The organism is Pseudomonas sp. Ma2-10 (assembly GCF_054330215.1).
In genome coordinates this window covers 1-12,284 of record NZ_JBTEYL010000029.1, presented here as the reverse complement: position 1 = coordinate 12,284, position 12,284 = coordinate 1, and the positions used below count along the sequence as shown (strand labels likewise).

At 59.2% G+C, this 12,284-nt stretch carries 8 protein-coding genes; 5 read left to right on the top strand and 3 right to left on the bottom strand.

Annotated elements, in window-relative coordinates; translation table 11 throughout:
• Positions 1-70: 70 nt before the first annotated feature.
• Complete coding sequence (locus tag ACXPVS_RS24190) at positions 71-505, bottom strand: MarR family transcriptional regulator (RefSeq protein ID WP_458512148.1); 435 nt, start codon at positions 503-505, stop codon at positions 71-73.
• A 119-nt stretch (positions 506-624) separates the two neighbouring features.
• A complete protein-coding gene (recQ, locus tag ACXPVS_RS24185) occupies positions 625-2,751 on the bottom strand; it encodes a DNA helicase RecQ (protein WP_458512147.1) in 2,127 nt (708 codons plus the stop codon).
• Between the two features lie 306 nt (positions 2,752-3,057).
• On the opposite strand from recQ, the gene ACXPVS_RS24180 reads away from it, so the two are divergent.
• The 5 genes from ACXPVS_RS24180 to ACXPVS_RS24160 all read left to right on the top strand — a co-directional run bounded on the left by ACXPVS_RS24180 (position 3,058) and on the right by ACXPVS_RS24160 (position 9,751).
• Positions 3,058-3,645: a UPF0149 family protein gene (locus tag ACXPVS_RS24180; RefSeq protein ID WP_458512146.1), complete on the top strand. Its 588-nt coding sequence runs from the start codon at positions 3,058-3,060 to the stop codon at positions 3,643-3,645.
• A 10-nt stretch (positions 3,646-3,655) separates the two neighbouring features.
• The gene (locus tag ACXPVS_RS24175; protein WP_458512145.1) at positions 3,656-4,051 is read left to right on the top strand and encodes a YbaN family protein; all 396 of its coding nucleotides are present in this window, start codon (positions 3,656-3,658) and stop codon (positions 4,049-4,051) included.
• Between the two features lie 117 nt (positions 4,052-4,168).
• Positions 4,169-4,876: a cysteine protease LapG gene (lapG, locus tag ACXPVS_RS24170; protein WP_458512144.1), complete on the top strand. Its 708-nt coding sequence runs from the start codon at positions 4,169-4,171 to the stop codon at positions 4,874-4,876.
• Positions 4,877-4,898: 22 nt separating this feature from the next.
• A complete protein-coding gene (gene lapD, locus ACXPVS_RS24165) occupies positions 4,899-6,839 on the top strand; it encodes a cyclic di-GMP receptor LapD (protein ID WP_458512143.1) in 1,941 nt (646 codons plus the stop codon).
• A gap of 140 nt (positions 6,840-6,979) precedes the next feature.
• Positions 6,980-9,751 carry a hypothetical protein gene (locus ACXPVS_RS24160; RefSeq protein ID WP_458512142.1) on the top strand — a complete coding sequence of 924 codons (2,772 nt, stop codon included), beginning with the start codon at positions 6,980-6,982 and terminating at the stop codon, positions 9,749-9,751.
• 180 nt (positions 9,752-9,931) lie between these two features.
• On the opposite strand, the gene ACXPVS_RS24155 is transcribed toward ACXPVS_RS24160, so the two are convergent.
• A partial coding sequence (locus tag ACXPVS_RS24155) for a beta strand repeat-containing protein (protein ID WP_458512141.1) occupies positions 9,932-12,284 on the bottom strand: 2,353 nt, incomplete at its 5' end.

Genomic DNA, 12,284 nt, shown 5'->3' with positions numbered 1-12,284 from the left:
CGATATTGCCAAGTAGTTCTTTATAGTCTGCCCTGCGGGGTATCTCAAAAGTCCCAGGTGCGTTTATGCCTCAAGATTTTTCCAGGTTGGCCAGAATGTACCCGTGGACACGCATGCAAACCTTCAAGTCTGCCTCATCGACGCCGTCGAACAATTCGTGGCGCAGTTGGGTGGCAATGGTTTCAATTTGTTCGATCAAGGGAAGGGCCGGCGCACAGAGGACGATTTTCTTCGCCCGGCGGTCTTCCAGCACCGATTGGCGTTGCACCAGTCCCTGGTTTTCGAGGCTGTCGAGCAGACGAGCCAGGGTCGGCCCTTCAACGCCGACGCTCTGCGCCAGCTCACGTTGGGTCGGGGCGTCTTCAAAACGCGCCAGGTGCAACAGCACCAGCCAGCGGGCCTGGGACAGACCCAGGCCCGCCAGACGGCGGTCCAGTTCGGCACGCCAGCCGCGCGACATCTGGGCCAGTTGCATGCCAAAGCGGTGTTGGTCGGTTAACGGCATAAAACACTCATGATTAGACTGAAATAAAGAAAAACTAATTATTAGTCAGCTAAGCATGACCCTTGGCCAGAGGCAAGGCTTGCTCTGTACTGAATCGTTACATCTATGTGGCAGATCACCTAAACCTCGAATTCGGATTGCAGCGCCGCCCGAACACAGTACAAAACGCCTTCCGGTACTCTCCCGGCAAACAGAGCGGCAATCTCCGACACTGGCGGTAATTCGCCCTCGCCGTCGAGGAACGCGTCCTGGATTTCGCCCATCAATTCTTCGGGCAGATCCAGCGCTTGCTCCAGCGACAACTGCTGCTTGCCAATCGCTTCGGCGAGCAGGGTGTAGACGTTCTTTTCCGAGCATTGCAGTTGACCGGCGATCTGCAACGGTGTCATGCCGGCTCGGGCCAGGGTGATCAGTTCGTGGCGCAGGTCGGCCACCACTTTCGGCGCCTCGACTTGCCCGCCGAGGACTTCGAGGAAGGCCTCTCCGTAACGCTCCAGCTTGCGCGCGCCAACACCGCTGACGGTGGCCATTTCCGACAGCGAGGTCGGTTGGCTGCGGAGCATTTCCAGCAGTGTCGAGTCGGGGAAGATGACGTACGGCGGCACGCCATGTTCCTCGGCGAGCTTGCGGCGCAGAGCGCGCAAGGCTTCCCACTGTTCGCGCTCTTCGCCGCGTACCAGTTGACTCGCCTGGCTCTTGCTGCTTTTGGCCGTGGTTTGCGGCTTGAGGTCGCGACGCAGCTCCAGTGTTACTTCGCCCTTGAGCAGCGGTCGACAGGTGTCGCTCAGGCGCAGGCCGCCGTAGCCTTCGAGGTCGATGTCCGCCAGACCGCGGGCAACAAGTTGTCGGAACAAGGAGCGCCATTCGCTCTCTCCCATCGCCTTGCCCACACCAAATACCGACAGATGCTGATGGCCGAAGCTGCGAACCTTTTCGTTATCCTTGCCCAGTAACACATCGACCAAATGCCCGACACCGTAACGCTGGCCGGTGCGGTAGATCGCCGAAAGCGCCTGACGGGCCGGCTCGGTGGCGTCCCAGGTCTGCACGCCATCGACGCAGTTGTCGCAATGGCCACACGGCTCGGGCATGTCTTCGTCGAAATAGGCCAGCAGCGTCTGGCGACGGCAGCGGGTTTCTTCGCAGAGCGAGAGCATGGCGTCGAGCTTGTGCTGCTCCAGACGTTTGTGACGCTCGTCGCCCTCGGAGTTCTGCAACATCTGCTTGAGCATCACCACGTCTTGCAGGCCGTAGGCCATCCAGGCGTCCGCCGGCAGCCCGTCACGGCCGCCGCGACCGGTTTCCTGGTAGTAAGCCTCAAGGGATTTCGGCAAATCGAGGTGAGCGACAAAGCGCACGTTGGGTTTGTCGATGCCCATGCCGAACGCCACGGTGGCGACCATGATCAGGCCTTCCTCATTGAGAAAGCGCTTCTGGTGGTGAGCTCGGGTGTCGTTGGGCAGACCGGCGTGATACGGCAGCGCCGGGAAGCCTTGCTCGCTGAGGAACACCGCCACTTCGTCGACTTTTTTGCGCGACAGGCAATAGACGATGCCGGCATCGCTGCGCCGTTCGGCGAGGAACGCCAGCAACTGCTTGCGCGGCTGCTCTTTGGGCACGATGCGATAGAAAATGTTGGGGCGGTCGAAACTCGACAGGAAGCGTTCGGCATCCTGGAGATGAAGGCGATCGACGATTTCTTCCCGGGTACGCTTGTCGGCGGTCGCGGTCAGGGCGATACGCGGGACGCTGGGGAACAATTCCGCCAACTGGCCCAATTGCAGGTATTCGCGGCGGAAGTCGTGGCCCCATTGGGACACACAGTGGGCTTCGTCGATGGCGAACAGGGAAATCTCAAGACTTTGCAGAAAGGCCAGCATTCGTGGCTGAACCAGACGCTCGGGCGCGAGATAAAGCATTTTCACTTCACCGCGCTTGATCCGTGCCGCCAGATCGCGCTGCTGCTCGGCGCTGAGCGTGGAGTTCAATGCCGCCGCCGCGACGCCCAGTTCTTCGAGGGTGGCGACCTGGTCGTCCATCAGGGCGATCAGCGGCGACACCACCACCGCCAGGCCTTCGCGCAACAGCGCCGGCACCTGGAAGCATAAGGACTTGCCGCCACCGGTAGGCATCAGCACCAGGGCGTCGCCGCCACTGGCCACGCGCTCAATGATTGCACCCTGACGGCCACGGAAACTGTCGTAGCCGAAGATGTCCTTGAGGACGCGTTGAGCCTGTTCGAGCATAGAAACTCCAAAAATCACAAAAACATCCCTGCAAGGCTGGTTCAGAACCACGAAGGCTGCACCGACAAATCGTAAGTGCCCATTGCACGACGCTTTACATTTCAGCCGTGACGCCAGCAGGGCATCACAAAACGCGGGAGTATACCCGAGCCCCGTCCGGCAAAGGGTACCGCTGGCGATTCGACGAAAGCGGTGTACCCGGCCACATAGAATCTCCCACAGGGCGCAAAAATGCCGCGCGACTGGCCCAAGCGCTCAAGAAGGCCTAGAATTCGCGCATCGAATATTCCCCAAGGTAGCCCTTTAATGTCCTTCGCTGAGCAACTAACCCGCCTGCAAGTCTTCCTCGACGCTGACGAACTGCATGACGAGGCGCTGGACTACGTGGCCGCCCACGGCTACCTCACTGCGCTGTCGATCTGTTCCGAAACCGTTCCCGAGCGTGAATGGATCGACGCCCTCTTCGCCGAAGAGCCGCATTACGCCGACGACACCGAGCGTGAAGCGATTGAGTCCACCCTGTTGGCCCTCAAGGCTCACATTGCTCGCCAACTGGCATCCGATGAAGAGTTCGAGTTGCCTTGCGACCTGGACCTGGGCGAAGAGCCGGATGACTCTGACCTTCGCGGTTGGTGCATCGGTTTCATGGAAGGCGTGTTCCTGCGTGAAGCAGCCTGGTTCGAAACCGCCGAAGACGAAGTCAGCGAAATGCTGCTGCCGATCATGGTCGGTTCGGGTCTGTTCGACGAACAGCCTGAGTTCGAAGACATCGCCAAAGACGCCAACCTGATGGACGACATGATCGTGCAGATCCCGGAAGCCCTGACCGCGCTGTACCTGCTCTGCCAGGCTCCAGACGAAAAACCGGCGATCCTCAAGCCTCGTCACCACTAAGGTTTTGCCTATGGACAACCCCATAGGCAACCGCTCCCTGATATTGCGTTACGTGCTGCTGGCCATCGGCTGGCTGAGCGTAGCGCTGGGGGTGATCGGGATTTTCCTGCCGGTATTGCCCACCACGCCCTTTCTGCTGCTGGCGGCCGCCTGCTTCGCCCGCAGTTCGCCGCGCTTTTATCATTGGCTGGTTGAACATCCGCGGCTTGGGCCGTGGATTCGCGATTACCTGAGCGGCAACGGCATCCCGCTCAAAGGCAAGGTCTACGCCATCGGCCTGATGTGGGCGAGCATCCTGTTCTCCTGCTATCTGGTGCCCCTGCCGTGGGCACGGGGGTTCATGCTGACCAGCGCCGTCCTGGTGAGCATCTACATCCTCAAACAGAAAACCCTGCAAAAGCCCTGATCGCTGATCATTCCCACGCTCTTCGTGGGAATGATCAACCCCCTTCCTCCGACGACCAACCCTCCCTTTCAAGAAACACCGCCTAGACTTCAGGCATCTGCACCCGAGCGGCCAGACATGTCCCGCAGTCCGCGTAGTCCAGGATGGTCAACGCTCCGACTTCGGCTCGGCGGATGGCTGTTGCTAATCATTTTTCTGTTGGCCGAGGTGGGCAGTGTCGGGGCCAACTGGCGTTTTACGCAGATTCTGCAAACAGCCGAAGATCGCTACGGCCCCCTCGGCCAGGGACGGGGAAGGATCGAGGCCTGGAGTCAAATGCTCAGTAGCGCAGTCAACGCGCCCGAGCGCGAGCAACTGAACGCGGTCAATCGCTTCTTCAATCAGCAACTGAGCTTTCTGGACGACACGCGCATCTGGCATCAGACCGATTACTGGGCCACGCCCGTCGAATCCCTGATCAAGGGTGCCGCTGATTGCGAAGACTACGCACTGGCAAAATATTTCAGCCTGCGCTACCTGGGAATTCCCAGCGAAAAACTACGCATCACCTACGTGAAAGCCCTGACCCAGAACCAGGCGCACATGGTGCTGACTTTCTACAACAGCCCCACGGCCGATCCGCTGGTGCTGGACAACCTGATCGGCGAGGTTCGCCCCGCCTCCCAACGCAAAGACCTGTTGCCGGTTTACGCCTTCAATGCCGAAGGTCTGTACTTGCCCGGCGCCAATGGCGGCAAACGCAGCAGCGACTCGAAAAAACTGTCGCGCTGGCAGGACGTGCTAAAAAAGATGCAGGCCGAAGGGTTCGCCGTGGGCGACGGCTAGCCACCTGAGCAAGGAGCGATTTATGTCACTGCGTAAACAGTTGTTTCTCGCCATCTGCCTGTTCTTGCTGGTGGCATTCAGCGGCAGTTTTTTTGTCAGCCTGGAAAGCTCTCGCGACCAGATGCTCGGCCAGTTGCGCTCCCACGCCCAGGACGCCGCCACCGCACTGGGTTTGTCGTTGACGGCACAAATCGATGACCCGGCCATGATCGAATTAATGGTCAGCTCGATATTCGACAGCGGTTACTTCAGCAGTATTCGAATCATTAACATCGAGGATGCGCAGGTGCTGGTGGAGCGCAGTGCGTCGGGGCAAATCGAGGGCGTTCCCGCCTGGTTTGTGAACCTGGTCAACCTGCACCCACCCGGTGGCGAAGCGCTGATCATGCGCGGCTGGGTCCAGGCGGCACGGGTCGAAGTGTTGAGCAATCCGCAGTTCGCCCTGGCCAAACTCTGGGACAGCACCCTCGCCAGCCTGATCTGGTTGCTGGTGTGCGGCCTGCTCAGTGCCGTGTTGGGTGGCTGGTTGCTGCGCCGGCAATTTCGTCCACTCGACACCCTGGTCAAACAGGCCGAAGCCATCAGCAAACGCGAGTTCCTCAGCCTGCCGAAATTGCCGCGCACACCGGAGTTGAAACGCGTGGTATTGGCCATGAACCAGATGGTTGAGAAGCTCAAGGCGCTGTTCGCCGAAGAGGTCGCGCGCAGTGAAAAACTGCGGATCGAGTCCTATCAGGACAGCCTTACAGGCCTGGCCAATCGACGCTTGCTGGATGAAGAGTTGGCCGACGAGTTGCTGGTCTCCGAGCAGAGCAGCGACGGCCATTTGCTGATACTGCGCATCAACGATCTGGCCGGTCTCAACCAACGCTTGGGCGGCCAGCGCACCGATGCGCTAATCAGCGCCGTCGGTGAGTTACTCAAGCGCCTGACCCAGCCAGCGGAACGTCGCACCTGGCTAGCCGCGCGCAATCGTGGCGGTGAATTCAGCCTGCTGACGCCAGGGCTGGACAGCACCGACGCCGCACACCTGGCCTGTGAAGTCAGCGCCACCCTGGAAAACCTGCGCCTGAGCGGCGCCAGCGACTCCATGCCGGTGGCGCATCTGGGGATTGCCCCTTACCACCCCGGAGAGCCGGCCAGTGACGTGCTGACGCGACTGGATCGGGCGTTGACCGAAGCCCTGCAACATCCCGAGCGCCCGTGGGTTCACTTGGCCGATTCCATCACCGCGCCGAACCCGTCCCGAAACGACTGGCAAACCTGGATCGACGACGCCCTGAACCAAGGCAAGATGCAACTCTACTTCCAGCCGGTGGTGCAATGCACCGACACCAGCCAGGTGCTGCATCACAAAGTCCTCGCGCGCCTGCTCGACTCGCAGGGCGAGGCCATTGCCGCCGGGCACTTCCTGCCGTGGATCGAGCGACTCGGCTGGTCGGCGCGGTTCGACCTGGCCATGCTCGAAGCCACCCTCGACTACCTCATCGTCAATCGTTGGCCCCTGGCGTTAAGCCTGTCCGGCAGCACTCTGCGCGATCCAGCGCAGCTGCAACACATCCTCGACATGCTCCAATCGCTGCCCGAGCTCGCGCCGTTGCTGATTCTGGAAATCGACGAACGCCAACTGCCCCCTCAGGAAGAACTGCAACGTCTGACTCACAGCCTGCTCAACACCGGTTACCGCATCGGTCTGCAGCATTTCGGCGGCAGCTTCGGTCAAATCGGCAACCTGACTCAACTGGGGCTGGCTTACTTGAAAATCGACGGTGCGTACATCCGTCACATTGATGAACAGCCCGATAAAAAGCTGTTCATCGAGGCTATTTTTCGGGCGACCAACAGCATTGATTTGCCGTTGATTGCGGAGATGGTCGAGACCAAAGGAGAGCTGGAGGTGATCCGGGAGTTGGGATTGTTTGGAGTGATGGGGCGATTGATTGGGCCGCCGGAGCCGATGTGAGGGGTTCGACCGTTCGTCTTAAACGCGGATTTTCCTGTCATATATGACAGTAGGCAGAGGCTGGAGCGCGTTATCTAATCCGACCGTATCGGTGCCGCCCATTCGGGAAGCCGGGCGCCTCTTATGGAAGGTACACATTCATGAACAGCCCAATGACAAACGCTGACCCTGCCTCCAATCAACAAATCGTGGTATTCCCACCCGAACGCGGCATCGGTGTGCTGGCCGTCGTCCCGCCCTACCCGGTTGGTTTCAAACCGCAAAGCGACGGTGCCTTGGGGATCAACATCAACATGGTGAAAAGCGACCGTGACGGATTGCGGGTTTACATCATGGCCTATCTGAACATGGCCATTGGCGACGACATCAGGGTTTACATCGAAACAAAAAGCGTTCCTGTCGCTGAATTTTCAGTCACCGAAGCGCATTTCGATGCTGAAGGTACGGCGAAAAACATTCCCTTCCATATTTCCGCCAAAAACATGGAAGCCAGGTTTCTGAAATCCGAGAATAAGCCCTTCTGGTTCGAGGTTGAGCGCATGAGCGGAAACGGCACCGAAGGATCGCCGCCTATTCCGATGTTTTACAAGCACCCAGCGCCGGGAGAAGCGGACACCGACGGCGGTAAGCCATTCAACCAGGGCCTCAAATTGCCCGTTGCCTCGGAAAGCGTCGTCGATCAGACAGTGATCGATGACGGCATGTTCGTGACCGTGCCGGAGTATTTCAACCAGTCCATCGGTGACGTGGTGGTGCTCACCTTCGGGGCTTTACTCCTGAAGACCACTGTCACCGCATCTGGGGATGTAGTTTTTGAACTGACATCGGAAATGCTCGCCACCCTGGCGCCCACCAACAGTCTGGTGGTGCGCTGGGAAGTGTTCGACGTGGTGGAAAATTCCAGCGGCTGGTCGGATGCGCTCATCCTCACGTTCAAACCCGGCATGGTGTTGCTGACCGCACCGATTTTTGAACCGGCCGATTCCGACAATGTGGTGAATCACGATGGGCTTGAGGGCGGTGCCATGGTGATCCTGGTCACCGGGGTATTTGCAAAAAATGATCTGATCGAGCTGACCCTGGAAGGGCTCACCAAAGGAGGCGACCCCGTCACCCACACCTTCAGTGTGACGCTGCCTAGCGCGAGCAGAACAGTGGACTTTCCGGTGTTGAACGAGTGGGTACGCAACCTGATTGGGGGGTCGGCGCGGGCCTCCTATACGGTGACCAAAGCAGGCAAGACCCAGCGCTCGAAACCCGCCGATGCCACCTTCACTGGTACGTCCTTGCCACTGGGCCTGCCGATTGTCGATCCGCTGGTAGACAACAAACTGCCGGTCGACACCCCCGTGGCCACCGTGAAGGTCGCAGAATACGGGCCCTTGAAAAAAGGCGCGAACGTCAAACTTAAATGGCAAACCACCGATCAGGAAGGGATTGTGACGCTGTTCATTTTCCAACTGATCGTCACCGATCCAACACAACCCGCCATCTTCCAGGTACCCGCCAAATACATCGCCCCCTACACCAGTACCCCTTTGACCGTGCAATGCACGGTGACTAATCCGGGTGAGGTAGAAGTGTTTTCGCAATTGCTGCAATTGATGTTTGGCGATGCGACGCAAGTTGTACTGGAGCCACCGTTGCTGGTGAAACCCGCCGCCAATCCGATCGACTCGTTGGGTGATCTTCCGACGGTGCGGGTCGAACTCCTGGCGGCGATTGCGGAAGATAGAGCCAGACTGGTGGAAATGAAGGCGCCTGCCGGCTCCGAACCTTTTCCGCTTATTCCTCTGAACCAGAACAAGCGCGCCAACTTTGTGCTGAGCCGGACGTTTCTTGTCGCCCACCAAGATCAGTCGTTTGCAGTGTTCTGGAACTTGAATCGTGGTGGAAAGAGAGTCGCGTCATCGGAATCATTGACGTTGACGGTCAAACCAATTGCCGCCGAGGACCCACGGTTTCCGACGCCCGAGATCGAGGGTGCCTCCACGGTTCTGGACGTAACCACCTTGTTGCCCACCGCACTGCTTGTCGTGACCGAATGGTTGGGTCAGGTCAGTGAGCAGCCGGTGTGGTTACGCTATGAGGGGGTCACCAATGCCGGGCCGGCTACCCCCTATAACGACCGCGCAGGTGAACCACATAATCAGGGGCCAGGTCTGAAGCGTCCGGTGCCGTTGGAATGGTTGAAAGCACTCAAGGATGGTAGTGATCTGAAAATCAGCTTCTGGGTGAACCTGGATAGGAAGGCGAATTTTGCGACTGCGGTGGCGTTTCCGGTACGCCGCTACCAAATCAAGGCTGTACCCGCCCTAAACCCCGGTGCAGATCGATCACTTAACCTTCCTAATTTCATCGTCGCCGAAGGACGGCCACCGGCCTACTTGCCACCGGAAGCGACGTTCACCCAAACGGCGACAGGTGGCACGCCGCCTTATACCTACATTTCAGAAAACCCGAATATTGCAAGCGTGACAAGTCAAAATGGGACCGTGACATGTAGAGTCAATGGAACGACGAAAATTTTCATCAGGGACGGTAATGACACTCAGGCGTCCTATACGCTCAGGGTCAGCGGCATCAAAACGATGCTTAGGAACGATGCTACCCCCCGAGCTTGGTCTGATGCTCACGCATATTGCGTCAGTCGCGGGGGACGCTTGGCGACGCTGAATGAAATGCTGGCGTTTTATAATCTGTACGCCAGAGAAAATCGAAACGTTGCCGCGCTATTGGGATGGCCTCTCATAGCGGGCCAGTACATTCTTTGGGGTGCATGGACTTCAGATGGAGGAAATGGTCAGCGCTATTATTTTAACCTTGACTCAAGCAATATTAACGGCGGCTCAACGATGTATGGCCTGCATATGGAAAGCAATAGACGCCCCGCTCCTTGCCTGTACGGTTAACACTTACAGGATGAACGATGATGGCGAAGAGAAAAATGAGAAGAGCGGACGCATTTATTTATCCGTCCGATCTTTCGATGCATTGGGCTGGCACAGTGCCCCCTCGCTCTCTAGGTGGGGGCATACAACATTAAACCCGCCATCCCTTCCCACAGGGATGGCGGGTTTTGTCGTTTCAGCTCACACCGTATCCACCTTCAACGAATGATCATTCAACATCCCGTTGATAATCGTCGCCGTATCGTGCCCCCCCGCAATCATCCCACCCGCCCCCGGCGTTACGCCGTAATGGCTGGCCAGATTCACACCCGCCAGGTCGATGGTTTGATTCGGCGCGGCGCCAGCCATTGCGCTGACGTCGATGCGGGTGACCAGTGAATCGCCGCTGCCGGTGACTTTGAAGTGCAGGTAGTCATCCAGCGACGCCGCGGTGCTGTTTTCCCCTTGCAGCAGTTGCGACAGGTCGAGTTTATCGGTGCCCGGCGTGAAGTCGGTGACCACGTCGTGGCCGCTGTTGCCTTTGAGCCACTGGAAGGTGTCGGTACCACTGCCGCCGGTGAGGGTGTTGTTGCCCAGGCCGCCAATGAGGAAGTCGTCGCCGCCCCCACCGTTGAGCATGTCGTTACCCAGGCCGCCGTTGATGATGTTGCTGTTGTTGTCGCCGGTAAGGACGTCGTTGAAGTTTGAGCCGGTGAGGTTTTCGATCGCGGTCAGGGTGTCGGTGCCGGCGCCTATGGTGTTTTGCGGGGTGAGCAGGCCGAGATCGACAGTGACCCCAGCCGTGGCATGGGCATAGCTCGCGGTGTCGACGCCGGGGCCACCGTCGAGCAGGTCGTTGCCCACGCCGCTGAACAGCAAGTCATTGCCAGCGCCGCCGTGCAACTCGTTATTGCCTGTGCCAGCGACCAATACATCGTCGTTTGCAGTGCCAGTAAGGGTGTGATCGTCCTGATAGCTAATGGTCGCGGCGCTGCTATCGCTGCCGCCATGGCTGTCGTTGGCAGCGTAGGTGCTGTGGGTACCTGGCGTGATGTCGTGGGCACCGGCGTAGTTGAGGGTCATGGTCAGTTGATAGTCTTCCGCCCCCTTCCCGCTGCTGCCCGGGCCATCGTTCTCGATGTTGGTGATGTGAATCTGGTACGTCCCATCCGACTTAGCGGTGAGGGTTTGCCCGTCCGCGAGGGCGATCCATGCGCCGCCGTTAAGCGAATACTCCATGGTGATGTGACCGGCCGCCAGGTTGTGGTCCAGGTTGAGGGTTTCACCCTGTTTGAGGTTGACCGTGATGCGGTCTTCATCGCTGGTATTGGCGTTCGCATTGGCGTGGGTGACTGTGCCCAGATAACCGCAGACCACCAGCAGCGCAGTCATGGTCGCAGCGTTGCCGGCAAAGGCACTCCGCACATCTGCCAATGCCTGGTTCGCCGCGCTGTTGTTGCTGGTGCCAGTGAAGTTGATCGTTCCGGTACCGGTGAAGTCCGCTCCTCTGCCAGTGTTGCCGGGTTCACTGCCGATGACGGTCCTGGCCGCGAGATCCTGACCCTCCTTGCCCAGATCCAGCGCCCGTTCGTAGACCGTCACGTCACTGTCGCTGACATTGATAGTAATAGTGGTGGTTCTTTCGTCACCGTCGCCATCGCGCAAGGTGTAGGTGAACACGTCGGTCGCACCGGGACCGTTCACGGCGTTCGGGTTGCTGTGGTAGACCGCGTTGCCCGCCGCATCCAGCGTCAGGTAACCGTAGGTGCCATTGATCTGGCTGTTGAGGCCGCCGATGGCCGAGGTCGAGGTGTCTGAACCGGCGCGCACGCCGACCACCCCAATCCCATCGGCATCGTTGAAGTCGTTCGCCAGCACGTTGCCACTGACGATACCGCCCTCCACTACCGAGGCCGTGTCGGGGTTGGCGGTTGGCAAGTCATCGACAATGTTCACCACGATGGTGCTGGTGGTGGAATGGCCCAGGGCGTCGGTGGCTTTGTAGGTGAAGCTTTCGCTGAGGGTGTTCGCGCCATCGTCGGCATGTGGCGTGGTGCTTGGCGCCGAGGTCAGCGTGTAGGTGTAGGAGCCATCGGGGTTGAGCAGGATCTGGCCGTAGGTGCCAGTGGCGCTGCCGACCAGTGTGTAAGTGATCGCGCCGGTGGCACCCGTGACGGAGCCGACCAGGGTGCCACTGCCGGTTTCAAGCGTGTAGCCCGGCTGACTCCCGGTGACGGTGCCGGGCGCCAGATCCTGGCCATCCTTGTTCAGGTCGAGGGCTTTTTCGTAGACGGTCACGTCGTTGTCGCTGACCGCGCTGATGCAGCTGTTGTTCACGTCGATGGTGATGGTGGTGGTGCTTTCGTCACCGTCGGCATCGCGGATGGTGTAGGTGAACACGTCGCTCGCCCCGGGACCGTTCACGGCGTTCGGGGTGCTGTGGTACACGGCGTTACCGTTGGCATCCAGCGTCAGGTAACCGTAGGTGCCGTTGATCTGGCTGTTGAGGCCGCCAATGGCCGAGGTGGTGGTATCTGAACCGGCACGCACGCCG

Bases quoted from the DNA above. Each gene is read 5' to 3' on its own strand.
- ACXPVS_RS24190 (WP_458512148.1), bottom strand. From the start codon at position 505: ATGCCGTTAACCGACCAACACCGCTTTGGCATGCAACTGGCCCAGATG.
- recQ (WP_458512147.1), bottom strand. From the start codon at position 2,751: ATGCTCGAACAGGCTCAACGCGTCCTCAAGGACATCTTCGGCTACGAC.
- ACXPVS_RS24180 (WP_458512146.1), top strand. From the start codon at position 3,058: ATGTCCTTCGCTGAGCAACTAACCCGCCTGCAAGTCTTCCTCGACGCT.
- ACXPVS_RS24175 (WP_458512145.1), top strand. From the start codon at position 3,656: ATGGACAACCCCATAGGCAACCGCTCCCTGATATTGCGTTACGTGCTG.
- lapG (WP_458512144.1), top strand. From the start codon at position 4,169: ATGTCCCGCAGTCCGCGTAGTCCAGGATGGTCAACGCTCCGACTTCGG.
- lapD (WP_458512143.1), top strand. From the start codon at position 4,899: ATGTCACTGCGTAAACAGTTGTTTCTCGCCATCTGCCTGTTCTTGCTG.
- ACXPVS_RS24160 (WP_458512142.1), top strand. From the start codon at position 6,980: ATGAACAGCCCAATGACAAACGCTGACCCTGCCTCCAATCAACAAATC.